21 protein-coding genes and 1 tRNA gene are annotated in these 23876 nt (G+C 71.9%); 16 read left to right on the top strand and 6 right to left on the bottom strand.

What is annotated here, in order from left to right; all coding sequences use genetic code 11:
* The first annotated feature begins 49 nt into the window (after positions 1–49).
* Both AAFX79_02505 and xerC read left to right on the top strand, forming a co-directional pair.
* Positions 50–850, top strand: a complete 801-nt coding sequence (locus AAFX79_02505) for a hypothetical protein (protein MEO1007415.1) — start codon at positions 50–52, stop codon at positions 848–850.
* 139 nt (positions 851–989) lie between these two features.
* Positions 990–1994, top strand: a complete 1005-nt coding sequence (gene xerC / locus AAFX79_02510; GenBank protein MEO1007416.1) for a tyrosine recombinase XerC — start codon at positions 990–992, stop codon at positions 1992–1994.
* Positions 1995–2030: 36 nt separating this feature from the next.
* Here the strand turns inward: xerC and AAFX79_02515 are convergent, their stop codons facing one another.
* Both AAFX79_02515 and AAFX79_02520 read right to left on the bottom strand, forming a co-directional pair.
* Complete coding sequence (locus AAFX79_02515) at positions 2031–3032, bottom strand: pyridoxal-phosphate dependent enzyme (GenBank protein ID MEO1007417.1); 1002 nt, start codon at positions 3030–3032, stop codon at positions 2031–2033.
* Between the two features lie 439 nt (positions 3033–3471).
* On the bottom strand, positions 3472–3669 hold the full coding sequence (locus tag AAFX79_02520; protein ID MEO1007418.1) for a hypothetical protein: 198 nt from the start codon (positions 3667–3669) through the stop codon (positions 3472–3474).
* A gap of 101 nt (positions 3670–3770) precedes the next feature.
* On the opposite strand from AAFX79_02520, the gene AAFX79_02525 reads away from it, so the two are divergent.
* Positions 3771–4982 (top strand): aminotransferase class I/II-fold pyridoxal phosphate-dependent enzyme, encoded by a 1212-nt coding sequence (locus AAFX79_02525; protein ID MEO1007419.1) that lies wholly within the window; start codon positions 3771–3773, stop codon positions 4980–4982.
* A 78-nt stretch (positions 4983–5060) separates the two neighbouring features.
* Here AAFX79_02525 and AAFX79_02530 read toward each other — a convergent pair.
* The 4 genes from AAFX79_02530 to AAFX79_02545 all read right to left on the bottom strand — a co-directional run bounded on the left by AAFX79_02530 (position 5061) and on the right by AAFX79_02545 (position 7330).
* Positions 5061–5135, bottom strand: a tRNA-Ala gene (locus AAFX79_02530).
* A gap of 78 nt (positions 5136–5213) precedes the next feature.
* Entirely contained in the window at positions 5214–6320 is a 1107-nt protein-coding gene (locus AAFX79_02535) for a glycosyltransferase family 9 protein (GenBank protein ID MEO1007420.1), read from the bottom strand.
* A complete protein-coding gene (locus AAFX79_02540; protein ID MEO1007421.1) occupies positions 6313–6936 on the bottom strand; it encodes an HAD-IIIA family hydrolase in 624 nt (207 codons plus the stop codon). Before AAFX79_02540 ends, AAFX79_02535 begins: the two co-directional genes overlap by 8 nt.
* 49 nt (positions 6937–6985) lie before the next feature.
* Positions 6986–7330 carry a hypothetical protein gene (locus tag AAFX79_02545; protein ID MEO1007422.1) on the bottom strand — a complete coding sequence of 115 codons (345 nt, stop codon included), beginning with the start codon at positions 7328–7330 and terminating at the stop codon, positions 6986–6988.
* A 148-nt stretch (positions 7331–7478) separates the two neighbouring features.
* Between AAFX79_02545 and queA the strand changes: the two genes are divergently transcribed.
* The 13 genes from queA (at position 7479) to AAFX79_02610 (ending at position 23871) form a co-directional block, all read left to right on the top strand.
* Positions 7479–8600, top strand: a complete 1122-nt coding sequence (gene queA / locus AAFX79_02550; protein MEO1007423.1) for a tRNA preQ1(34) S-adenosylmethionine ribosyltransferase-isomerase QueA — start codon at positions 7479–7481, stop codon at positions 8598–8600.
* A 67-nt stretch (positions 8601–8667) separates the two neighbouring features.
* Positions 8668–10182: a UDP-N-acetylmuramoyl-L-alanyl-D-glutamate--2,6-diaminopimelate ligase gene (locus AAFX79_02555; protein ID MEO1007424.1), complete on the top strand. Its 1515-nt coding sequence runs from the start codon at positions 8668–8670 to the stop codon at positions 10180–10182.
* Positions 10179–11546 (top strand): UDP-N-acetylmuramoyl-tripeptide--D-alanyl-D-alanine ligase, encoded by a 1368-nt coding sequence (murF, locus tag AAFX79_02560; GenBank protein MEO1007425.1) that lies wholly within the window; start codon positions 10179–10181, stop codon positions 11544–11546. The genes AAFX79_02555 and murF overlap by 4 nt, the downstream gene beginning before the upstream one ends.
* Before the next feature lie 3 nt (positions 11547–11549).
* Complete coding sequence (gene mraY, locus AAFX79_02565) at positions 11550–12734, top strand: phospho-N-acetylmuramoyl-pentapeptide-transferase (GenBank protein MEO1007426.1); 1185 nt, start codon at positions 11550–11552, stop codon at positions 12732–12734.
* 6 nt (positions 12735–12740) lie between these two features.
* Complete coding sequence (locus tag AAFX79_02570) at positions 12741–14108, top strand: hypothetical protein (protein MEO1007427.1); 1368 nt, start codon at positions 12741–12743, stop codon at positions 14106–14108.
* A 140-nt stretch (positions 14109–14248) separates the two neighbouring features.
* Positions 14249–15577 carry a hypothetical protein gene (locus tag AAFX79_02575; protein MEO1007428.1) on the top strand — a complete coding sequence of 443 codons (1329 nt, stop codon included), beginning with the start codon at positions 14249–14251 and terminating at the stop codon, positions 15575–15577.
* 4 nt (positions 15578–15581) lie between these two features.
* Positions 15582–16553 (top strand): hypothetical protein, encoded by a 972-nt coding sequence (locus tag AAFX79_02580; protein MEO1007429.1) that lies wholly within the window; start codon positions 15582–15584, stop codon positions 16551–16553.
* A gap of 227 nt (positions 16554–16780) precedes the next feature.
* Positions 16781–17857 (top strand): hypothetical protein, encoded by a 1077-nt coding sequence (locus AAFX79_02585; GenBank protein MEO1007430.1) that lies wholly within the window; start codon positions 16781–16783, stop codon positions 17855–17857.
* A gap of 55 nt (positions 17858–17912) precedes the next feature.
* Positions 17913–19844, top strand: coding sequence for a peptide ABC transporter substrate-binding protein (locus AAFX79_02590; protein MEO1007431.1), 1932 nt, complete (start codon positions 17913–17915; stop codon positions 19842–19844).
* Positions 19844–20851: an ABC transporter permease gene (locus AAFX79_02595; GenBank protein MEO1007432.1), complete on the top strand. Its 1008-nt coding sequence runs from the start codon at positions 19844–19846 to the stop codon at positions 20849–20851. The genes AAFX79_02590 and AAFX79_02595 overlap by 1 nt, the downstream gene beginning before the upstream one ends.
* Positions 20852–20896: 45 nt before the next feature.
* Positions 20897–21838, top strand: coding sequence for an ion transporter (locus AAFX79_02600; protein MEO1007433.1), 942 nt, complete (start codon positions 20897–20899; stop codon positions 21836–21838).
* 81 nt (positions 21839–21919) lie between these two features.
* Complete coding sequence (gene rlmN, locus AAFX79_02605) at positions 21920–23110, top strand: 23S rRNA (adenine(2503)-C(2))-methyltransferase RlmN (GenBank protein ID MEO1007434.1); 1191 nt, start codon at positions 21920–21922, stop codon at positions 23108–23110.
* The gene (locus AAFX79_02610; GenBank protein ID MEO1007435.1) at positions 23110–23871 is read left to right on the top strand and encodes a TIGR02206 family membrane protein; all 762 of its coding nucleotides are present in this window, start codon (positions 23110–23112) and stop codon (positions 23869–23871) included. Before rlmN ends, AAFX79_02610 begins: the two co-directional genes overlap by 1 nt.
* Positions 23872–23876: the final 5 nt, after the last annotated feature.

Below are 23876 nucleotides of genomic sequence, written 5' to 3' on the forward strand. Positions count from 1 at the left end.
AGTCCGGGCTTGCCTTGTTTTCTGGAGCCATGCCAAGGCGGAGCCCCCAATGGCCAGCACGCACGCAACGCACCCAACGCGCCAGGGATGGTCGTCGTGGATCACGCACCCCGCAGCACGGACGCTCGCCGGCGCGATGGCGCTCGCCGTCGTGCTTGCGCCCGGCTGCGCGACGCCCGATCCGCTGACGCCGCCGCGGCAGCTGCTCTCGCCCTACGCGACGCAGGGGGCCGAGCCCATCTGGGCGGTCGTGCCGCTGCGGAACGAGTCGGGCACGACGGCGGCCGATCGCTTCGCCACCAGCGACCGCCTCGTCGCGACGATCACGCAGGCGCAGGGCCTGCGGGCCCTGCCGCTCAACCGCACGATCGACGCGATGGCGTCGCTGGAGATGGCCGAGCCCTCGGGCCCGGAGGACCTCGATCGGCTGGCCCGCCTGCTGGGCGCGGATGGCGTCATCGTGGGTTCGATCACCGCGTACGACCCCTACGAGCCGCAACTGGGCATTGCCCTGGCGCTCTACGCGCGGCCGGGAGCGCTGAGCGACGCGGCCGCCGAGCCGCTGGACACCCGCCGCCTCGTCGAGCAGCCGACCGATTACGACTTCTTCCGCCAGGTCGAGGCTGGCCGCCGCCCCGCGTCGTCGGTGGCCTACGTGTTCGATGGGCGGGATCACGACGTGCAGCAGCGTGTCCGCCGATTCGCCGAGGGGAGATCCGCGGAACCGTCGGCGTTAGGGTGGCGGACGTATCTCAAGAGCATGCCCGACTTCGAGCGCTTCGCCGTGTGGGAGGCTACCGAGGGCCTGCTCGAGCGCGAGTGGATCCGGCTGGCGAGCGCCGCCGGGTAGCGTGGCCGCGGTGCCGCTCGGGCCGTGCCGCCGGCCGAATCGAAGGAAACTCGGTGTGTTATCTCGCCGATGAGCATCGGGGGCGGTGTCGATCGCGCCGTCCTGGCGTTCGTGCCGAAGCCCAAGCAAGGAGTTCGCGATGGCCACGCTGCCACTGACCGACGCATTCGCCAGCTACCTGACCGACGAGCGTCGCTTCAGCCCGTACACGGCCCGTTGCTACGGAGCCGATCTGCGGCAGTTCGTCGAGTTCCTCGCCAACGTCCGCGGGGGCGAGATCGACCAGCCGGCCGAGCAGGCCGCCTACGACCGCCGGGCTTCGGGCGGCACGGCCGACGCATCCGCGTCGCTAACCGACACGATCTGCGAGGGCGACGCCGACCTGATCCGCGACTTCCTGCAGCACCTCGATAGCCAGCAGTATTCGGCCGCCACGCTGGCGCGCAAGATCGCCACGCTCCGCTCGTTCTACAAGTGGGCCGCTCGCAACAAGATCGCCGCGCAGAACCCGATGGTGTCGATCCGCACGCCGCGGCAGAGCAAGCGGCTGCCCAAGGCCATCACCATCGAGCAGGTCGAGCAGCTCCTGAGCGCCCCCGACGACCGCGACGTGCTGGGCATCCGCGATCGCGCCGTGCTCCAGACGCTCTACTCCACCGGCCTGCGCGTCAGCGAGCTGGTCGGCCTCACCTTCGCCGATGTCGACTTCGAGCAGAAGGTCCTCCGCGTCCGCGGCAAGGGCAAGAAGGAGCGGCTCGTGCCCCTGGGCCAGCGGGCCCTGGCGAGCATCTCCCGCTACGTCGAGCGGCTGATGGCCGACTCGCGCTTCGCCCACGTGCTCCGCGGTGATGCCGAGCAGACCCCGCTGTTCATCAACAAGCACGGCAAGCGGCTGAGCTCCCGCTCGGTCCGCCGCAAGCTGGACAAGTACCTCGGACAGGTGGGCCTCGACGGCACCATCAGCCCGCACACGCTGCGGCACACGTTCGCCACGCACCTGCTGGACAACGGCGCCGACCTGCGCAGCGTGCAGGCGCTGCTGGGCCACCAGTCGCTGAGCACCACGCAGGTGTACACCCACCTGAGCGCCCAGCGACTCCGTGAGGCCTACGACGACGCCCACCCGCGGGCCGAGGCGAGCTAGCTCCGTCCGAGCCACGTGCGTGCGCACGCGGCTCGGTCAATCCAGATCGACGTTCCCGCCGCTAATCATGACGCCCACCCGGAGCCCGGCGATGCCGCCGGGTTCGTCACGCGCCAGGCGCAGTGCGCCGGCGACGCCCAGCGCTCCGGATGGCTCGACCACGAGCTTGAGCGCCCGCATGCACCACGAGGCCGCCTCGGCGATCTCCTCCTCCGCGCAGGTCAGGAAGCGGTCGACGTGCCGCAGCACCAGCGGGAAGGTGTAGCGGCCCAGGTGCGGCGTCCGCGTGCCGTCGGCGATCGTCGGCGGGTTGCGGACCACGTGCAGCACGCCAGAGCGGAAGCTGCGGGCCGCGTCGTCGGCCAGCGCGGGCTCGACGCCCATCACGACGCACCGCGGGTATAGCGCCCGGGCGACGATGGCCGACCCACTCAGCAGCCCCCCGCCGCCGCAGCAGACCAGCAGCAGGTCCAGCTCGCCCGCCTCCTCGAAGAGCTCCAGCGCGGCGGTGCCCTGGCCCGCGATGACGTCCGGATGGTCGTAGGGCGGCACGATCACCAGGCCCTCGCGCTCGGCGATGCGCCCCCCCACCTCTTCGCGGACTTCGGTTGCCGGGTCGTACTCGACGACGCGGGATCGTGGATCGCCCGAGCGCTCGATCCAGGCCTCGGTCGCATTCCGCTTGACGCGCGGCGCGTTGCACGGCATCACGATGACCGTGGCGATGCCGAGCGAGGCGCCCGCCCGGGCGATGGCCTGGGCGTGGTTGCCGCTGGAATAGGTCAGCACGCCTCGCTCACGGGCGTCGTCGTCGAGCGAACACAGCGCATTGGTGGCGCCGCGGATCTTGAACGCGCCGGTGTGCTGCAGGTTCTCGCACTTGAGGAAGGCCTCGGCGTGCAGTCGATCGTCGAGGGGCGTGCCGGACAGGACCGGCGTGCGGCGCACCTTGCCGGCGATTCGGTTGGCGGCCGCGCGCACGTCGTCGAGGGCGACGGCGTCGACGAGGGACATGTCGGGCGTGCTGCCGGCGATCATGCCCGAGCGTATCGGCGTGCGCACGAAAAAACGCCGACCCCGTGGGGCCGGCGTTACGGGTTGCGTCCTGTGCTTCCGCAGGAGCCAAGCCCGCGCGAACGCCGCGCGGAGCCGGACCCCGTCGGGTCCGGCGTCAGCGACGCAGCGTCCTGTCGTGGATCCTCTTGAGATCCTGACTGAGATTCGACACTGGATCACCTCCTTTCGCACGGGCCCGCCCGGCCGCCGCGCTCGGAGCAGCGCCGCCGGGCTCTTTTCCCGGGCACCGTCACGCCCGGGCTCATCGCCCGCCCAGGACACGCTCCCGGGCGGTCGTCGCGTCCGCTTCGCCGGGCCGCCGCGGGGTTCTCCCGAGCGGCCGCATGCGTGCGCCCCGCGATGCTCCTGTATCGATCATTTCGCGACCGATCCGACAGCGGATCCTCGTTCGTCGTCGTGGTTAGTCCTCGAGTTGGTCGAAGGACCCCTTGGCGGCCTCCCCATCCAGGTAGGCCTGGAAGTCGGCCGTCTTGTACGAGACGAAGCAGAAGACGTGGTGCAGCGTGACCCACTCCAGGTCCGAGGGGTCCTTATCGAGGTCCTGGCGAAGGCGATTGAGTTCGGCCAGCAGCTTCTCGGCCTTTATGGCATTGGGCACGCGTCGGTCCTCCGGAGGGTCGTGGACGAGAGTCCTTGGGCAGGGATGTCGGGCCGGCCGCGTTCGGGCTCCGGCAGGCGTGACGCTACGATCGCCGCACAATGGACGCCACCGAAACCCTCTCGTCGCAGCGGCTGCGGGCTCTGCCCACGTACCTCTTCCACGCCCTCGACGAGGCCAAGGCCCGCCGCCGTGCCGCCGGGGGCGAGGTCATCGACCTGAGCGTCGGCGACCCGGATGCGCCGACGCCCGAGTACGTCGTCGCCGCGATGGTCCGCGCGGTGCGGGACGAGGCCAATCATCGCTACCCCAATCCGAAGGGGTCGGCCAAGTTCCGGGCGGCGTGCGCCCGCTTCCTGGACCGCCGCTACGGCGTCACCGCCGACCCCGACCGGCACATCATCGCGTGCATCGGGTCGAAGGAGGGCATCGCCCACCTGCCGCTGGCGATCGTCGACCCGGGCCGCTCGGTGCTTCGGCCGAGCCTGGCGTATCCGGTGTACCACGCCGGCGCGATCCTGGCGGGCGCGGACCCGATCGCGATGCCGATGCGGCCGGCCTCGGGCTGGACGCCGATCTGGGAGGAGTTGCCCGCGGCCGATCTTGAGCGTGCGGCCCTGATGTGGGTGAACTTCCCCAACAACCCGACGGCGTCGACCGTGGGCGTGGGCTTCTACCGGCAGGCCTACGAGTTCGCCAGCCGCCACGGCATCGTGCTCGCCAGCGACCAGGCCTACTCGGAGCTGTACTTCGAGGGCGATCCTCCACCGAGCCTGTGGCAGGCGGATGGGCTCGATCTCGAGCGGTCGCACGCGATCGAGTTCCACTCGCTGAGCAAGGCGTTCTGCATGGCGGGCTGGCGGATCGGCTTCGCGGTCGGCCACGAGTCGCTCGTCTCGGCGCTGGGCAAGCTCAAGGGGCCGATCGACATGGGACCCTTCAACGCCATCCAGGAGGCCGCCGTCGCCGCGCTGGAGAACTACGACCACCCCGACATCGCGGCGGTGCGGGACCGCTACCGCGAGCGTCGCGACGCGGTGCTGCCGCCGCTGCGGGCGCTGGGCTTCCAGGCCGACACGCCCGCGGCGGGGATGTTCGTCTGGGCGCGATGCCCGGAGGTCGATGGGGTGCCGCTGGATTCGTGGCAGGTCGCCCGCGACGCGATGGAGCAGGCCGATGTGTGCCTGACCCCCGGCGCGGGCTTCGGCGAGGACGGCCGGCACTACGTCCGCCTGGCGCTCACGGTCGATCGTGAGCGGATCGTGAAGGCCATGGAGCGGCTGGGCGAGGTCCGGTGGGGCGCCTCCGTCTAGCGAGTTCGCGGGACGCCCGGACGCCGGCAGGAGCTCAATGAAAACAGCCGGGCCCGCGATGGACCCGGCTGCGTCGAGTGGAGGCGACCGGACTCGAACCGACGACCTCTTCCATGCCATGGAAGCGCTCTACCAAAACTGAGCTACGCCCCCGACTGGTTGTCTCCCGCGGGCCGAAAGCCGGCGGGCCCCGATGGTAGCAGCCCGGCCGCGGCGATGCCCGCTGCGGCCTCAGGGGCCGGCTCTCGCGGCTGCGGCCCGCCGCAGCAGTTCTTCGGCCGCCCGCCGCACGCGCTCCAGCGAGATGCGGTCGATGCGGCATCGCTCGGGGTGGTCGTTGGCGGCCTCGCGCTCGGGCAGGTCGGGGTCGGCGAGCACGATCTCCTCGCCGGCGGGCGCGGGGATGGTCGTCCAGCGGTGGTCGGTGGGCCCGAAGAGCGACGCCACCGGCACGCCCAGGGCGGCGGCCAGGTGCCTGGGCCCGGTGTCGTTGGTGACCAGCAGCCGGCTGCGGGCGATCACGCCCTTGAGCGCGGGCAGCGAGCCGCCGTGGTCCGCGAGGCATGGCGGGCTGGACGCGGACGCGCCCTGGATGGCCCGCGCGATCTCGATCTCGGCGGGCGAGGCGTTGACGACGCAGGCGAGCCCATGCTTGGCGGCGAGCCAGTCCGCCAGGGCGGCGTACCGCTCGGTCGGCCACCGCTTGGCGGGGTTGTTGCCGCCGGGGTTGAGCACCGCGAAGCCCGCCGCCGGATCGACGCCCGCCCGCCCCAGCACGGCCTCGGCGTCGGCCCGCTCGGCGTCGGACAGCGGCAGCTCCATGCGGGCCGCCGCTGGCAGGGGCTCGATCGGCCGCCGCGCGTCGACCGTCTTGCCCTGCAGCACGTCGAGCAGGGCGCACGCGGCGTGGTGGTAGTAGTCTGCGGCGGGCACGACCGCCCAGCCCCCGCCCGGCCGCCTGGGAGCCGCGAGGCGGTGCGTGAGCAGCAGCCCCCGCCCGTCGCGGTCGTAGCCCAGCCGGAGGGGCACACCGGCAACCCTCGCGACCAAAGCCGTCGAGAACGAGTTGGTCAGGAGTAGCGCCGCGGCGTATCGGCGGGGCCGCAAGCGCGCCGCGACCCGCTTGGGCCCGAGCACGCCGGTGATGGGCTCGACGTGCATCTCGTCCAGCAGCGGCGTGCCGCCGAGGACCTGCGCGACCGCGGGCCGCGCTAGCCCGCCGAAGAACCAGCCGGGCAGCGCGTCGCGGAGCAGCCGCAGCGCGGGTGTCGCCATCACGCCGTCGCCGATCCACGAGGGCATCACGATCAGCAGGCGGTTGGAATGCGCCTCAGCCATGCGCCGCCCGCTCCGCGAACTGGGCCGTGACCTCGCGCAGATTGGCGGCGCCCTCGCCGACCCGGACGCAGCGCTCCGGGCTTAGGCCGGCTGCGACGGCGGCGGCGATGTCCCGCTCGGCATCGCCGACCATCCAGGACGACTCCAGGTCCAGCCCCAGCAGGTCACGCGCGGCCTGCAGCATGCCCGGGGCCGGCTTCCGCCAGGGATGCTCTCGTGCGAAGGCCGGGACCGTGCCCCGCGGGTGGAACGGGCAGGCCAGAACGGCGTTGACCGTTCCCGGGCCGGCGTCCACCTCAATCAGTTCGACCATGCGATCGCAGGTGGCCTCGACGTCCGCCAGCGTCGCGCCGCCCCGGGCGACCACGCCCTGGTTGGTAACGACGACGACCGCGAAGCCCGCCGCCCGCGCGGCCCGGCAGGCCTCCGCGGCTCCCGGCAGCAGACGAACGTGCCGCGGATCGGCCAGGTCGCCGCGTGTGCCCGCGAAGGCTTCCGCCGGCAGATCGGTGTTGCGGATGAGGGTGTCGTCGCGGTCGAAGAAGACCGCGGGCCGCGCGACGCCCCCCGGGCGAGCGCGGGGCGGCAGAGAACGGACTTCGTTCGGGAAGATCACCAAAGCAATAGGCTAGGGAAGCCGCGGCACCACCGGCCGCGCACTCGGCCTACGCCAGCACGTCGATGATCGACCCGATGGGCGAGAAGTGCTGCACGCGGAACTCGTGCTGCGCCTCGGGCGGCGTTGGCGGCGTGGGCGTTGGCGGCACATCCGCCAGCCGCGGGGCGTCGCGATCGCCCGCGGCCTCGGGCCGCGGGGCGGCCGGGACGGGACGCGCGGCGCCGCTCTCCTCCCCGTGGGCGAGACGCGCGACTCGTGCCCCGGCCGCCAGCGGTGGCTCCTCGGCGTTCGTTCGGGCCAGGAAGCGATCGAAGGGGATCGGCTTCGCGGCGTAGCGCTGCGGGCACACGGCCCAGCAGTGCATGGCGTAGCTGTCTTCGACCCGGTTCACGCAGAACCACTTGAAACCCGCGTGCCAGCGGAAACCGTCTGATAAGACCGCCGCTGGCGCACGGCAGCGAGGCCGTCCCGCGGGATCGCACGGCCTCGTGCGGCAATGATGTCTCCGCGCAACGCCGTGGCGTTGCGCGGCCACGACGATGCTGCCCACACGCGACCTCGACTACGACCTGCCCCCCGAGCTCGTCGCGACGCGGCCCGCCGAGCCCCGCGATGCCGCCCGGCTGATGGTCCTCCGCGGCGACGCCCCGCCCGAGCACCGCGTGTTCCGCGATCTTCCTGATCTCCTGGAACGCGGCGACCGCGTCGTGCTCAACACCAGCCGCGTGCTGCCGGCGCGCTTCGTCGGCGTCCGCGAGGACACCGGCGGCCGCGTCGAGGGGCTGTTCCTGGGCGTTGCCGGCCAGGCGTGGCACGCGATGATCAAGTCGCGGCGGTTCCGGGCTGGCGCGGTCGTGCGGCTCTCGGAGCGGGATGGCTCGGCCTCGGCCGATTGCATCGAACTGGCAGAGCGGCTGGAGGGCACGCCGGGCGCGTGGGTGGTCCGTCCGCGGCTGGCGAGCGGCTCGGGCGATGCCAGGGCCGATGCGATAGCGGTGCTGGATCGTCTGGGGCGGCCCCCGCTGCCACCGTACATCCGCAGCGCCCGCCGGCGATCGGGCGAGCCCGACGACGGGCCGGCCGACCTCGACCGCTACCAGACGATCTACGCGGGTGAATCGGACGCGGCATCGGCTCCCGCCGCGGGGTCGGTGGCCGCCCCCACCGCGGGGCTGCACTTCACCGCTGGCGTGTTTGGTGGGCTCGAGGCCCGCGGCATCGCTCGCCGGGACGTCCGGCTGCACGTGGGCATCGGCACCTTCCGCGACGTAGAGGCCGACACCGTCGAGGCCCACGACATGCACGCCGAGTGGTGCCACGCCGAGGCCGCCGCGATGCGGGACCTGGTCGGGGCCGCCGACGCCGGCGGGCGGGTGGTTGCCGTGGGCAGCACGGCCACGCGGACGCTCGAGACGCTCGCGGAATCGCCGGGCGACTGGGGGCGGTGGATCGAGACCAGCCTGCTGGTCACGCCGGGCTGGCGGTGGCGGCTGGTGGGCGGCATGGTGACGAACTTCCACCTGCCCCGCTCGACGCTCATGGCGCTCGTGGCGGCCATGCTGCCGGGCGGCGTCCAGCAGCTGCATGCCGTGTACCGGATCGCCATCGAGCGGCGGTACCGCTTCTACAGCTATGGTGATGCGATGCTGATCCTGCCGTAGGGAGACGGCGGGGCCGAAATCTCGGTCGGGCGGTCGATCCCGGCCGATGGAGGTGCCGAGCACGGACGTGGCGAGCACACCCCAACGCCCATCGATCGACCTTGCCGACCTGGCCCGGGATCTGCCGGTGCGGCTGCCGCATGGCGCGACGCCCGCGATCCGCGGCGTCACCGAGGACAGCCGCCTCGTCGAGCCCGGCTGGTTGTTCGTCGCCCGGGCCGGCTGCCGGGTGGACGGTGCGGCCTATCTCGGCCAGGCAATCGAGCGGGGCGCGGTTGCGGTCGTCGCCCGGCCCGGCATCGGCGTCGACGGGGCGGTCCACGTCGCGTGCGAGGACCCGGCCGCGACCGGCGCCGAGATCATCGAGCGGTGGCACGGCTCGCCTTCGCGGACGCTGGCGATCGCGGGCGTCACCGGAACCAACGGCAAGACCACCGTGTGCGCGCTGCTGCGGCAGCTGCTCGAGGCCTCGGGGGTTCGCTGCGGGTTGATGGGCACCATCGAGCACCACGACGGGGCGGACTCTTGCAGGGCGACGCTGACGTCCGCGCCGGCGGAGGTCACCAGCGGCACCCTGGCGCGGATGGTCGCCAACGGCTGCGGTGCGGCGGCGATCGAGGCGTCCAGCCACGCCCTGGACCAGAGGCGGCTCGCGGGCGTGCGATTTCGCGCGGGCGTCTTCACAGGGCTCAGCGGCGACCACCTGGACTACCACGGCACGCTCGACGACTACGCCGCAGCCAAGGCCCGGCTGTTCGGGGCGCTCGACGCGGACGCCCTGGCGGTCGTCAACGCGGACGATCCGCAGGCCAGTCGGATGCTCCGCGACTGCGGCGCACGCGTGCTGCGGTGCTCGGCCAACCCGGCCGGCGCGGACGCGTGGGTGGCAGCAACCGCCGACGGCCTGGCGAGCCGGGTCGAGCTGGGCGGGCCGTGGGGCGTGATCTCCGGGCGGCTGCCGCTGCCGGGGTCGCACAACGCCATGAACGCGCTGCAGGCGGTCGCGGTGGCGCACGCGTTCGGGGCCTCGGCGGAGGATCTGGAACGGGCGCTGCCGACGCTGGCTCCGCCGGCGGGCCGGCTGGAGCGGATCGAGGTCGCCGGCGTCGCGGGCCCGCTCGTGTTCGTCGACTTCGCCCACACCGATGATGCGCTGGACAAGACGCTGGCCGCGGTGGCGGGCGGCATGGCCGGCGGCCGGCTGTGGGTGGTCTTCGGCTGCGGCGGTGATCGCGACCGCACCAAGCGGCCACGGATGGGGGCGGCGGCGGCCCGGCACGCCCACCACGTCGTGGTCACCTCCGACAACCCGCGGACCGAGGATCCGACGGCCATCATCGACGACGTGCTGGGTGGCGTGGGCTCGCACGAGTCGGTCCGCTGCGACCCCGATCGCGAGCGGGCGATCCGCCTGGCCATTGAGGCGGCGGCCGCCGGCGACCTCGTCGTCATCGCCGGCAAGGGGCACGAGGACTACCAGATCCTGCCCGACGGCGAGGGCGGCACGGTGCGGCGGGCCTTCGACGATCGCGAGATCGCGCGAGCCGCCCTGCGGGCTCGCGCGATGGGGAGCGTGGCGTGACGCCGCCCGGCTGGACGCTGCGGACGCTCGCGGAGGCCACGGGCGGTGCCTGGCTGTCGCCGCCCGACGGAGACGCGGTTGCCTCGGGCGCGGGCATCGATACGCGAACGCTCGGCCGGGGCGAGGTCTTCTTCGCGCTGCGGGGCGAGCGCGCCGACGGGCACGACATGCTCGCCGCCGCTCGGAACGCTGGAGCTTCTGCGGCCGTCGTCGAGCGCGGCGTCGCGGCGCCCGATGGCCTGGCGGTGCTGCGGGTGGCGTCGACGATCGACGCGCTGGCTGCCGCGGCCCGGGCGGTCCGTGCGTCGATGCGCGCGCGGTGCGTCGGCGTGATCGGCAGCAACGGCAAGACCACGACGGTGCGGATGCTCGAGTCGGTGCTGGGCACGACGTTCCGAACGCACGCGTCGCCGCGTTCGTTCAATAACGCGCTCGGGGTGCCGCTGGCGGTGCTCAATGCGCCCGGCGGGACCGAGGCCCTCGTGTGCGAGCTGGGAGAGGGCACGCCGGGCGCACTCGCCGGGTACGCGCGGATCGCGCGGCCCGACGCGATGATCATCACGAGCGTCGGCCTAGCGCACGCGAGCGAGTTGGGCGGCATCGCGGGCATCCGCCGGGAGTTCGCCGACGCCGTCGCGGTGCTGGCCCCGGCCGGACTCGTCGTGGTGCCGCCGGAGGATGCCCTCCTCGCGGGCGGTCGCCGGGCGGCAACGTTTGGTGCGCGGGACGACGCGATCCTGCGGATCCGGCGGTCGTGGCACGAGGACGCGGCCCTGCGATTCGAGCTGGACGACGACTCGGCCTGGGATCTGCCGGTGCCCGGTGAGCACAACGCACTCAACGCCGCGGCCGTGATCGCGCTCGCGCGGTCCTGGGGCGTTGCCGACGAGCACATCGGCGTCGGCCTGGCAACGTTCACGCCCGCGGACATGCGGCTGGCGGTGCACGAGGCCGGCGGCCGGATGCTCATCGAGGACTGCTACAACGCCAATCCGCCGTCGGCTCTTGCAGCGCTGCGGACGCTGGTGGCGCTGGGTGGTGATCGCCACCGCGTGGCCGTGCTGGGCGACATGCTGGAATTGGGCGACGAGAGCCCGGCGCTGCACGCCGAGGTCGGCCGTGCCGCCGCCGAGGTCGCCGATGCCTGCGTGTTCGTCGGCGAGGCCAGCGAGCACGGCTTCCGAGCGGCCCGCGATGCGGGGGTGCCGTGCGTGTGGTGCGCCGACGCGACGGAAGCCGCGGATCGCGCGGCCGGTGTGCTCGAGCCGCGATCGATCGTGCTGCTCAAGGCGTCGCGGGGCGTGCGGCTGGAGCGCGTGGCCGCCGCGCTGCGGCACGCGGCTCCACGGCCGGCGGTGATCTAGGCCGTGCTGTACTGGCTCATCACCGCGCTGCAGGACGTGCTGCCCGAGTGGCTGATGGACGCCTTCCAGGTGCTCTACCAGGTCGAGTTTCGGGCACTCGCGTCGGCGGTGCTCGCCTTCGGGCTCGTGCTGGGCTTCGGCAAGCAGGTGATCGCGCAGCTGGTGAAGTTCAAGATCGGCGACCCGGGACTGAGCGACGCCGAGGCGCTGCAGATGGGCGCGGCCTCCAAGCGGCACACGCCGACGATGGGCGGCGTGCTGATCTGCGGAGCCATGCTCGCCGCCACGCTGCTGCTGGGCGACCTCGCGAACTTCTACGTCCGCACCGGGCTGCTGCTGCTAGTCAGCTTTTCGCTGATCGGCGGCGCCGACGATGTCCTCAAGCTGCTGGCGTCGAGGCGGGGCGGCGGGCGGCAGGGCCTGCACTCGTGGGAGAAGCTGCTGTTCCAGCTCGGCGCGTCGGCGTTGATCGCCTACTTCGCGTTCCGGCACGCCGACACGCCCGAGGCGCTGGACCTCGCGCACGCGGTCAACCTGCCCTTCCAGCGAACGACGCTGCCGGGCGGCGGCGAGGTGAACCCGGCGTTGCTGTTCCTGCCCGCGTGGGCCTTCGTGGTGGTGGGCACGCTGATGATCGCGGGGCTCTCCAACGCCGCCAACCTGACCGACGGCATGGACGGGCTCGCGGGCGGGCTGTCGGCGACGATGTCGGTGGGCCTGGTGGTGCTGGCGGTGATCGCCGGCACGCAGTCGACGGCGCAGCAGCTGCTGGTGCCCTACGTGCCGGGGTCCGAGGAGCTGAGCGTGCTGGCGGGCGCGCTGCTCGGGGCCAGCCTGGGCTTCCTATGGTGGAATTCGTTCCCGGCACAGGTGTTCATGGGCGATACCGGCTCGCTGCCCATCGGCGGGCTGGCGGGCTACGTGGCGCTCGTGACGCGGCAGGAGATCGTCGTCCTGCTGATGTGCGGCATCTTCGTGCTGGAGATCGCATCCGTGGTGCTCCAGGTGGGGTATTACAAGTGGACGAAGCGGTTCGCGGCCGGCGGACCCCGCCGGATCTTCCGGTGCGCGCCGTACCACCACCACCTGCACCTGGGCGGGCTGGCCGAGCCCAAGGTGGTCGCGAGGCTCTGGATCGCCGGCGTGCTGCTGCTGGTGCTGGCGCTGGCCTCGATCAAGCTTCGATGAGGATCCGTGCCCGACGCACCCCCCCGAAGATCGGATGACCGATCCACGCCCCGCGACGTGGCGCCGTCGCTGTGGCTGCTAGTGCTGCTGGCTCTCGGTGTCGCCGCGGTGCTCGCCGTCGTCCGCCAGCACGACGCGGTCCCGCCGGCCGCCGTGTCGCTGGCCGCCCCTCAGGAGGCCAGGCCCGCCGACCCCGAGACGCTCCGGGCCAAGGCCGAGACGCAGCTCGCCGGTGATCTCGGCCGGCGGGCGCCCATCCGACTGGTCCTCCGCGACGGCCGCTCGCAGGACGCCGACCTGCTCGAGGAGACCGCGGCGGAAGTCACGGTGTCCATCGGCGGCGTGCGGCGGGTGTTCCGGCAGTCGCAGATCGAGCGGCTGGTGCGGCTGCCCGACCTGGCGACGCGGTATCGCCAGTGGCGGGCGCAGATCGATGACGACGACGTCGTGCAGCTCGAGCAACTCGTCGATTGGCTGGTGGGCAAGGAGCTCTACCACGTCGCCCACTTCGAGATCTCGAGGCTCGTCGAGCGGCGGCCCCGCGACACCCGGCTCCGCGCCATGCTCAAGACCATCCGGGGGCAGACGCGACTCTTCGAGCGCCGCGGCATGGGCGTCAAGCCCGAGCGCGCGGAGGGCCCCGAGCCGCTGCCGCTGCTGACGCCCGAGCAGATCAACCTGATCCGCGTGTTCGAGCTGGACCTGCTCGATCCGCCGCGGCTGCGGATACCGCGGGACGTCGTCCAGCGCTTCCTGGTGGCGTACCGGGACGATCCGCGGCTGCCGCAGACCCCCGAGGGCCGTGTGGCGCTGGCGGCGGCCGAGCCCGAGCGGATCCTGCGGCTGATGTTCGAGCTGCAGGCCCGCGAGTTCTACGGCCAGGTCGTGGTCCAGCAGGACCCCAAGAGCATGCGTCTGTTCCGCCAGGACGTGCGGCGGTGGTTGGTCCCCGGGTGTGCCACGAGCCGCTGCCATGGTGGCGCCGAGGCGGGCCAGCTCCGTCTGGAGCGCCGTCGCGCGTCCAGCGAGCCCGGCGCGTACACCAACTTCTTGATCCTGCAGCGATTCCGGCTGGCCGACGGCACGCCGCTGATCGACTTCGAGCAGCCCGAACGCAGCCCGCTGCTGCACCTGGGCCTCGCGCGGGATCGCTCCCGCTACCCCCACCCCGAGATCCCCCGCGACGAGGGGCCGGGGGACGCGTGGAAGCCGGTGTTCCGCACCGTCGACGACCCCGACTGGCGGAACACGACGGCGTGGATCCGCTCGCTCTACCAGCCCCGGCCCGAGTACCCGATCGAGTATCCGCCCGCTGGTTCGGATGCGGGAGCCACAGAGGGTCCGGCGGATCCGGCCGGCAGAGGCGGCGGTTGATCGGCCCCGCCCGCCCCTAGAGTGCCCATTCGGATCCGAACCGCTCGCCCGGACCGCCCGAACAGCGGACGGCGTGCGATCCCGATCGTGGACCCAGGGTCGCCCGGTGCTCGCCGGGCGGCGGCCGACGGAGTGAGTCGATGCATGTAGTGCGAGGTGCGGTGCCCGTGGCGATGGCCGGCGTGGCGGGGCTCGTCCTGCTTGGCGGTTGCGATAACGCCGATCCGAACGCCACCGCCATCGCCGATGCGTCGGTGGAGATGCGGGCGATCTCGCCGGGCTCCATCCCGCCGGCGGACGAGAACGACGCCGCCGCCAAGTACGGCCGGGTGGCCTCGGCGGTGCGGACCGCGGCTTCCTCGGGCGATGGCGCCCACGCCGCGGCGGCCCGGCAGCTTCTGGCCCGGGCCGAGGCCGGCCGTTCGCTGCCGGCGATGGCGGATCTGGCCCGCGTCGAGCGGGAGGCCAGCGAGATGCTCGCCCGCGTGCTCTCGCTCGAGACCGCGAGGCTGTCGGCCGAGCAGGTCGCCGCGACGCTGGAGGGCTACGACGCCGCCGCCGAGCGGGCCGAGATCGACGAGCGGATCGCCGAGCGGCAGCGCGAGCTGGGCGGGCTGGAGGACGAGCGGGACGCGGCGCGGAACCAGGTGGCCACCCTCCGCGGCCAGATCGAGGATCTGGAGGGCCAGATCGACACGCTGCGACGCCGGGAGACCGGGCTGCGGGACCGCTCGTTGGGCGAGGACCCGATCCGGGCGGCTGAGACCATCGGCGAGGCCCGCCGCGTGGGCCGCCAGGCCGACGGCCTGGAGGCGCGGGCGAGCGAACTGGACGCCGAGATCCTGGTGCGGCTGCCGGCCGTGGGCGAGCTGGAGACCAAGATCGAGGCCGCCAACCGCCAGCTGACGATGCTCGGGGCCGCCCGCAGCGCGGTGGACGAGCGCGAGCAGCAGGCCCTCCGCGAGGCCGAGACCGCCTCGGAGGACGCCCGCCGGTACGCCGCCCAGATGCGGGAGATGATCGAGCAGGTCCAGGCCCTGCATCTCCAGCAGGCCCGCGACGCGACCAACGCGGCCCAGGAGGCCCTGTCGGCCGCCGCCGGCTCGGCCCGCGGCGACGAGGGGGCGCTCACCGCCGCCGTCGCCCAGAGCGACCTGGCCTCGCTGGCCGCCCGCCGGGCCGGCACGCTGCATCGATTCGCCGAGACCCTGGACCGGCTGGCCAGCGCGGCGTCGACCCAGGACCAGTCCCGCCTGAGCGCCCTCACCCGGCAGTTCCGCGAGCGGGCCGCCGAGCAGCGCGAGGCGGCCGTCCAGGCCTACGACAGGGCGGCATCGGCGTTCCGGCGGGTCCGGGCGACCGGCGACACCCGAGAGGCGCTCCAGGAGACCGCCGACGCCCTTGAGGCGCGGCGAGACGAACTCGGTGGATCGGCTCGCAGCGACGCGACCACGCCCGGGGACGGCTGACCGGATGGCGGCGCTCGACGCGGAGCACCACATCGATCCCGGGCCCGATCTCGTCACGGCCGAGCTGCACCGCGTGGGCCCGAGGGAGCCGGTCGAGGGCGTGGTGCGGTCCAACGAAATCTGTACCGCCAGTGGCAAGGCGGCCAGCTTCGTTCGGCACATCGAGATCGACGTGGGCGGCACGCCTCTGGCGCGTTCGTTCGTCGCGGGCCAGAGCTTCGGCGTGCACCCGCCGGGAGAGAACGAACGGGGCCGACCGCACGCGCTGCGGCTGTACTCGCTGGCGTCGCCAACGCGGGGCGAGGATGGCGAAGGCGGCGTCATCGCCACCACCGTCAAGCGGCTGATCGACGAGCGGTCCGACGGGCCCGGCCTGTTTACGGGCGTCGCCTCGAACTACCTGTGTGATCTGCGGCCCGGCGATCGGTTGCGGGTCAGCGGGCCCAACGGCAAGCGATTCGTGCTGCCCGCACGGCCCGAGGAGCACGATTACGTGTTCTTCGCGACCGGCACCGGCATCGCGCCCTTCCGCGGCATGGTCCTCGAACTGCTCGAGCGGGCGCCCGAGAGCCGCATCGCGCTGGTGATGGGCGCGCCCTACGCCACGGATCTGCTCTACGACGGCGCGATGCGGGCCCTCGACGCGGAGCACGCGAACTTCTCGTACCTGCCGACGGTCAGCCGCCAGCCCCAGCGGGACGGCGCGGGCCCGATGTACGTCCAGGACCGCTTGGAGCACGATGCCGATCTGCTCGGCGAGATCCTGAGATCCGATCGCGGGCTGATCTACGTCTGCGGGCTGCTGGGCATGGAGCTCGGCATCGCACAGCGGCTGGCGCGTCGATTCGCGGGAGATGCGCTGGAGCGATACCTGCGGATCGATCCCGAGGTGGCCGACGACATCGATGGATGGACCCGCAAGATGATCCATCGCAAGGTGAAGCCGACCCGCCGGATGTTCGTGGAGGTCTACTGAGGCGCCCCGCCGCCGGTGGTCGCCATCGGTGCCCCGCGTTGACCATATGGGCGGGTTCGGCTAGCTTTGGGGCCTTCCGCAACCGCCGGGTCCCGGCCTCGCGTAGAGGAGTGCCTCCGAGCGGGCGGCGCGGATGGCCGATCGATCGTTCGACGCCCGTTTCTGTCCGGATTGTGTTGGGAACCAAGGAGCTGGCCTTGCGAGGACTCATCCCTCGACTGTGTGCGGTGGTGCTAGTCCTGGCGGCGACGGCCGGCACGCGGGCGCAGAGCGATCTCGATCCCTCGATCCCCGCCAAGCTCTCGCTCTCCGGGCAGGACCGCACCGATGTCCGCGGCTGGGCGGACGCCAACTGGGCCATCCTCAGCGGCGGCGACCCCGTGGCGGCGAGCACGGCCCGGCGGCGGCTGGTCGCCCCCCTGCTCCGCGAGGACACCACCGCCGCGTTCCGGTCCGCCTTGGACCAGGTGCTCCAGGATCGACTCGATGCCGCCATGCGGGGAGGCGACGCCTTCTTGGGCATCAACTCGGCCATCATCTGTGGCTGGATCGGCACCGATCGCTGCCTGCGAACGCTGCTCGACGTCGCCGAGCGAGGCGACGCGGCCATGCGGTTCGCGGCCCTCTCGGGCACCGAGAACGCGTTCCGTGCGGGCGTGATCGCGACCCCGGCCTTCGACGCCACCCAGGCCCGCCAGGCGGTGGACGCGGTCGCGGCGGCCATCCCGAATACGACGGAACGCAGCGAACTGGACGCCCGCATCGACGCGCTGGCGCAGGCCATGCGGGTGCCCGAGGATCGCGCGTCGGGCCTCTCGACGCACGCGGCGATCGAGCTAACGCGGGCCACGGGGGCACGGATGCACACGCTGCCGGTCGACGACCAACTCGGCGACCGGATCCAGCCGCTCATCAAGGGGCTGGGGGCCATCCAGTCGGGCGTGACGCAGCGGCGGGGCGACGTCGACCCGGCGTGGCGTCGCGAGGCGATGCGGCTCATGGGCCGCTGCGGGGCGCTGGCCTTCCAGCTGGTGCGGCGGGAGCAGGCCGGCGAGATCTCCGAGCCGGCCGCCGCCGACGCCCGGGCATCAATCGAGACGGCGCTGCTGGTGGCCAGCACGCTGCCCTCGCTGGTCCGCGTCGACGCGGACGTGCAGCAGGACCTCAACCGCCTGCAACTGCTGGATCGCTTCCGTGGGACGTCGGACGACGGCGGCGACACCTTCCGCCGCGCCATCGACGACCTGATGCGGATCATGGGCAACGAGTTCGGATTCCCCATCGGGGAGTTCAACCTGCGGTAGGCCCTCGGCGCGTGGCGGCCGCAGCCGCGGGGCCCGCCGCGTCGTACAGTCGGCCATGGTCAAGCTGCTCGCCCCCGTGCTGCTGCTGGCCCTCGTCGTGGCCGCGACGATGGTCAGCGATCGCCCGCTGCCCCGCGCCGACTTCGCGTTCGTCAACCGCGGCGACGTGAGCACGCTGGACCTCCAGAAGATGAGCTGGATGCAGGACCTCCGCGTGGCGCGGATGGTCTTCGAGGGCCTCGTCGAGAACGACGTGTTCACGCAGGGCTACGACGTCGTGCCGGCGGTGGCCGAGCGATGGGACATCAGCGGCGACGGGCTGACCTACACCTTCCACCTCCGCGACAACGCAAAATGGACCAACGGCTCGCCCGTCACGGCGCACGACTTCGTGTACAGCTGGCGGCGGGCGATCCTGCCCGACACGGCGGCGGACTACACCAAGCTGTTCCAGCTCATCAAGGGCGCACCCGAATTCGCGGACTGGAGGCAGGCCCAGCTCGACGCGTTCCCCGATCGGCGGTTCGAGTCCGACGAGGCCCGCCGGGAGGCCGCCGAGGCGTTGTGGGCCGAGACCGAGGCGAAGTTCGCCGAGATGGTCCGGCTGCGGGCGCTCGACGACCGCACGCTCGAGGTCGAGCTCAAGCAGCCCACGCCCTACTTCCTGGATCTGCTCGCCTTCGCGGTGTTCTACCCGGTGTACCCGCCGCTGGTGCGGCAGTACGAGAGCATCGATCCGGCCACGGGCCTGCTCAAGGTGGCCTTCGGCTGGACCAAGCCGCCGCACCTGGTCAGCAACGGCCCATTCGAGCTGACCACCTGGCGCTTCAAGCGGGACATGTTCTTCGAGCGCAACCCCTACTACTGGAATCCGGACAAGCTGGACGTCGACACGGTGCTGATCCCGTCGATCAACGATCCCAACGCGGCGGTGCTCGCGTACGAGACCGGCGTGGTCGATTGGGTCAGCGACGTCACGCCGGCCTACCGCGCCGATATGCTGGCCGATAAGGCCGCGTTCTACGAGGAGAACCGCGAGCTGGTCGATCGGCTGCAGGCCGAGGGGCTGGACCAGTTCGAGATCGATCGGCGGCTGCCCGACGACCCCAGGAAGAACATCCATGCGGTGCCGGCGTTCGCCACGTACTGGTACAACTTCAACTGCCTGCCCACGCTGCCCGACGGCACGCCCAACCCGTTCGCCGACGCGAGGGTGCGGCGGGCCTTCGCGATGGCGATCGACAAGCACGCCATCGTCGAGGACGTGATGCGGCTGGGCAACCCGGTTGCGCGGACGCTCATCCCGCGGGATTCCATAGGCGGCTACGCGAGCCCGGACGGCCTCGAGAGCCTGGGTGATGCGACAACCGAGGCCGAGCGGGCGGACATCGTCCGGCGTGCCAAGGCGCTGCTGTCCGAGGCGGGGTATCCGTCGCCCGACGACCTGCCGACGATCACGATCCTGTTCAACAAGGACGCGGGGCACGACCTGATCGCCCAGGTCGTGCAGAAGAACTGGCAGGAGAACCTCGGCGTCGATGTCCGGTTGGAGCAGAAGGAGATCAAGGTCTTCCGCGACGACCTGAAGGAGCAGAACTTCATGGTCAGCCGGGCGGGCTGGTACGGGGACTACGGCGACCCGACGACCTTCCTGGACATCAACCGCAAGGACGATGGCAACAACGACCGCAAGTACCACGGCGTGCGGTACGAGGAACTGCTCGACGAAGCGGCCGTCGAGCTGGACAGCGAGCGCCGCATGGCGCTGCTCGGCGAGGCCGAGCGGATCATCATGGAGGAGGACCTGCCCATGGTGCCGCTCTTCCATTACGTCACGATCTACCTGTTCGATCCCGATCGGGTGAGCGGGCTGAACCCCCACCCGCGGACGACGCAGAATATGTTCCTGATCGATCTGCTCGACGACGGCAAGGGCCGGGACGAGGCCCGGGCGATGCGTCCGGCGTCCGCGGCGGGGAGCCAGTAATGCTGGGCCTGGTCGTTCGCCGGCTGCTGCAGCTTCCCCTCATCGTGCTGGTGATCTATACGCTGACGCTGGCGCTGGCGTGGGCGATTCCGGGCAACCCGCTCGAGAACCCCGAGGGCCGCCAGCCCAAGCCCGAGGTGATCGCCGCGATGAAGCGGCAGTACAACCTCGACAGCTTCCCGCGGTTCTACGCCTCGTACCTGGCCAGCGCCACGGGATTCGACTACGCCCGCGACCTGCTGACCGGGGAGATCGCGCGCGAGCGAGAGAAGGCCGAGGCGGCGGGCGAGCCCCCGCGGCAGCGGTACGTCTTCGACTTCGGTCCGAGCCTCGAGTACGAGGATTGGACGGTCAACGAGATCGTGCGGGACTCGCTGCCGGTGTCGATCACGCTGGGCTCGATCGCGATCCTGATTGCGCTGGGCGTGGGCACGTTCGCGGGCATCGTGGGTGCCGTCAAGCCCAACTCGCTGGCGGACCTAGCGACACTGGTGGTCGCGCTCGTGGGCATCAGCCTGCCGAGCTTCGTGATCGGCACGGTGTTGCTTCTGGTGTTCCCGGTGTGGCTCGGGCTGGGCGAGGTGGGCTCGAGCGCGGGCCCGCAGGACATGTTGCTGCCCGCGATCACGCTGAGCCTGCCGTTCGCGGCCTACATCGCCCGGCTGACGCGGATGGGCATGATCGAAGCGCTCTCGACCGACTACGTCCGCACGGCCCGCGCCAAGGGCGTCGCGGAACGGGTCGTGCTGCTGCGGCACGCCCTCAAGAACGCCTTCCTGCCCGTGCTGAGCTACTTGGGGCCCGCCGCCGCCCTGGCGATGACCGGCTCATTCATCGTCGAGCGTGTCTTCAACGTGCCGGGGATGGGCCAGCACTTTGTCAACGGCGTGCAGAACAAGGACCTGTTCCTGATCATCGGCGTGGTGCTGGTCTTCGCGACGATGCTCGTGCTCTTCAACCTCGCGGTGGACGTGCTATACCGCTGGGTGGATCCGCGGATCGCCTAGAACCGAATCGGCCCGTCCCGCGATCGCCAGCTATCGTCGCACCCGATGAGCGTGTCCGAGCCGTACGACCCGACCACGAAGAGCCGGCTGGCGCTCTCCCTCCGCGCGCTGGCGGAGTCGTCGCGGTTCCAGGCAGTGGTCGTCGGGGCCATCCTCGTCGCGGGCATCAACGTCGGGCTGGAGACCTACCCCGGCGTGATGCAGCGGGCGGGCGGGGTGCTGCTGGCCATCGACAAGGCGGTCATCGGCTTCTTCCTGGCCGAGATCGTCGTCCGCATCGGGGCCCACTGGCCCAAGCCCTGGCGGTTCTTCTATTCGGGCTGGAACACCTTCGACTTCGTGATCGTCGCGGTGTGCCTGCTGCCGATGGGCGGGCCCTACGCGGCGGTGCTGCGGCTGGCGCGGGTGCTCCGCGTGCTGCGGCTGCTGACGGCCGTCCCCCGCCTCAGGATCCTGGTGACGGCGCTGCTGCACGCGATTCCCTCGATCGTGTACGTCGCGGGGCTGCTGATGGTCCTGTTCTATGTCTACGCGGTCATCGGCACGGTGCTGTTCGGCCGCAACGACCCGGTGCACTTCGGCACGCTGCACGACAGCATGTTCAGCCTGCTGCGAACCGTGACGCTCGAGGACTGGACCGACCTGTACTACACGCAGTCGCTGGGCTCGCGGGTCTACCCGCCGCCCGGCCTGGAGCGGTTCGATCGCGTCGTGCCGCGGCCGATGCCCATTCTGGCCGCCGCCTACTTCACGAGCTTCGTGATCATCGGCACCATGATCGTGCTGAACCTGTTCATCGGCGTGGTCATCAGCTCCATGACCGAAGCCCAGGCGGCCAACGCGCGCGACGCGCTCGACCGCCGGGCCCGCGAGGATGAGGCGAGCATCGAGGCGCAGCTGATCCGCATGGAGCAGCAGATGGAACGGATGGGCGAGCAGATTCGCGGCCTGCGGGAGGCCGTCAAGCGTCAGCAGGACGAGGGCTAGGGCGCGTCGGCCGGCTCGCGCGGGCGCCTGGCCATGGTCCGCAGCCGCGAGGGCGATAGAAGCCCGCCGCTACGATCCTCCGTGCAGCACCCCGAGCACCACGTCTTCGACTTCACGCCGGAATCGCTGTCGGAGTGGTGCCGCCAGCGGGGCATGCCCGCGTTTCGAGCCAAGCAGATCCTCGAGTGGGTGTACGGCCGGGGCGTGGTCGATCCCGGGGCGATGACGAACCTGGCCGCCCGGGATCGCGCCACGCTCGCCGCGGAGATGGTGTTCCTCTCGGGGCCGACGGTGGCCCACCAGGTGGCGACCGACGGCACCCAAAAGCTGCTGGTCGAGTGGCCCGACGCGATGCGGCCCGGCCAGCTCGACGCGGGGCATGCACAGATCGATCACGGCATGCGGCTGCCGATACTCAACGGCGACGGCTCGCCCGGCGGCATGCCCTACAGCGATTCGGCGCGGCAGACCGAGTGCGTGATGATCCCCAGCGTCGCGAGGCGGACCGAGGGCCGCCCCCGCAAGACCGCGTGCATCTCGAGCCAGGTGGGCTGCCCCGTGGGCTGCACGTTCTGCGCGAGCGGCCTGGGCGGGCTCGACGGCAACCTGTCGACCGGCCGCATCGTCGAGCAGGCCTGGCGGCTGGCGCAGCTCGAAGGCGTCGGCCGCATCAGCAACGTCGTCTTCATGGGCATGGGCGAGCCGCTCGCGAATTTCGGGAACGTCGTGCATGCCGTGCGGACGCTCGCGGCGCCCTGGGGCATGGGCATCTCGGCACGTCGGATCACGATCTCGACGGTCGGCCTGCCTCGCGCCATCGAGCGGCTGGCCGCCGAGCTCGACCTGCCCGTCACGCTCGCCCTCAGCCTGCACGCCCCTACCGACGAGCTCCGCCGGCGGCTGATCCCCTGGGCCGAGTACTCGACCGTCCGCGAGCTGCTGGACGCCTGCCAGCGCTGGTTCGAGAAGACCGGCCGCGAGATCACGCTGGAGTACATCCTGCTTCGGGGCGTCAACGATCGCCCGGGGCACGCCGAGGCCGTGGCCGACCTCGCCCTGTCGATGCGGGCCAACGTGAATCTGATACGCTACAACGAGGTGCCCATGGACGGCGGCGCCACGCGATTCGAGCGGCCACGCGGCGAGGACGTGCGGGCCTTCCTGGAGGTGCTGCGTCGGCGGGGCGTCAACGCGCACATCCGCGCGAGCCGCGGGCGAGACATCGCCGCCGCTTGCGGACAGCTCCGCCACGAGCACGCGGGGTCGGCCTGATGTCGCTGGAGACCTTCGCGCCCTTCACGCCGATGCACGGCATCACGCTGGCGTGGAACCTGGCGCTCGGCTGGCTGCTGATCTGGTGGGGGCTGAGGCTCAGGCGGCGGGACGAGGCGACCGAGCGGCGCTTCCGCCGGCGGATCGGCTTCGTGCTGCTCGGCATCAACCTGCTGAACGTGGCGTTCTGGGCGTTCCTCCAGCCGCGCGTGCCGGGTGGCGAGCCGTTCGATCCCAAGAACGACCTGCCGCTGCACGTGTGCGACCTGGCGGCGTTCATCGCGGTGTGGGCGTTCATCGCGCCCAACCGCCTGGCGCACACGCTGCTGTACTTCTGGGGGCTCGCGCTGTCGTCGTCGGCCTACGTCGTGCCGGTGCTGACCAAGGGGCCGGCGTACCTGCACTACTGGAGCTTCTGGTTCGGGCACCTCGACATCGTGGCGCCGGCGCTGTACGTCGCGATCGTCGCGGGCTTCCTGCCGACCTGGCGGGACCTGCTGCGGGGCGTGCTGGTGACGCTTGGCTACGTGGCGGTCGTGCTCACGGTCAACATCATCCTGGATGACGGCCAGAGCGGCGGCAACTACGCCTACGTCGGCCGCACCGACGACGGACCGCAGGCCGCGCTCGGGCCCTGGCCCTGGCGGTTGCCCGTGATGTTCGCTATAGGCGGCTTGATCATGGTGGCGGCGTGGGCACCGTGGGCGGTGCGGCGGCAGGTGCAGCGGCGGCGAACGGCGTCCGGCGCGGGCGACGCCTAGAACCG

This window comes from Planctomycetota bacterium (genome assembly GCA_039819165.1).
In the GTDB taxonomy this organism is placed as follows: domain Bacteria; phylum Planctomycetota; class Phycisphaerae; order Phycisphaerales; family UBA1924; genus JAHCJI01.

What these genes read in the sequence shown, in the direction of transcription:
- AAFX79_02505 (MEO1007415.1), top strand. Translation starts at nt 50, where the DNA reads ATGGCCAGCACGCACGCAACGCACCCAACGCGCCAGGGATGGTCGTCG.
- AAFX79_02575 (MEO1007428.1), top strand. Translation starts at nt 14,249, where the DNA reads ATGCATGTAGTGCGAGGTGCGGTGCCCGTGGCGATGGCCGGCGTGGCG.
- AAFX79_02595 (MEO1007432.1), top strand. Translation starts at nt 19,844, where the DNA reads ATGCTGGGCCTGGTCGTTCGCCGGCTGCTGCAGCTTCCCCTCATCGTG.
- queA (MEO1007423.1), top strand. Translation starts at nt 7,479, where the DNA reads ATGCTGCCCACACGCGACCTCGACTACGACCTGCCCCCCGAGCTCGTC.
- AAFX79_02600 (MEO1007433.1), top strand. Translation starts at nt 20,897, where the DNA reads ATGAGCGTGTCCGAGCCGTACGACCCGACCACGAAGAGCCGGCTGGCG.
- xerC (MEO1007416.1), top strand. Translation starts at nt 990, where the DNA reads ATGGCCACGCTGCCACTGACCGACGCATTCGCCAGCTACCTGACCGAC.
- AAFX79_02590 (MEO1007431.1), top strand. Translation starts at nt 17,913, where the DNA reads ATGGTCAAGCTGCTCGCCCCCGTGCTGCTGCTGGCCCTCGTCGTGGCC.
- AAFX79_02580 (MEO1007429.1), top strand. Translation starts at nt 15,582, where the DNA reads ATGGCGGCGCTCGACGCGGAGCACCACATCGATCCCGGGCCCGATCTC.
- AAFX79_02610 (MEO1007435.1), top strand. Translation starts at nt 23,110, where the DNA reads ATGTCGCTGGAGACCTTCGCGCCCTTCACGCCGATGCACGGCATCACG.
- AAFX79_02525 (MEO1007419.1), top strand. Translation starts at nt 3,771, where the DNA reads ATGGACGCCACCGAAACCCTCTCGTCGCAGCGGCTGCGGGCTCTGCCC.
- AAFX79_02515 (MEO1007417.1), bottom strand. Translation starts at nt 3,032, where the DNA reads ATGATCGCCGGCAGCACGCCCGACATGTCCCTCGTCGACGCCGTCGCC.
- AAFX79_02535 (MEO1007420.1), bottom strand. Translation starts at nt 6,320, where the DNA reads ATGGCTGAGGCGCATTCCAACCGCCTGCTGATCGTGATGCCCTCGTGG.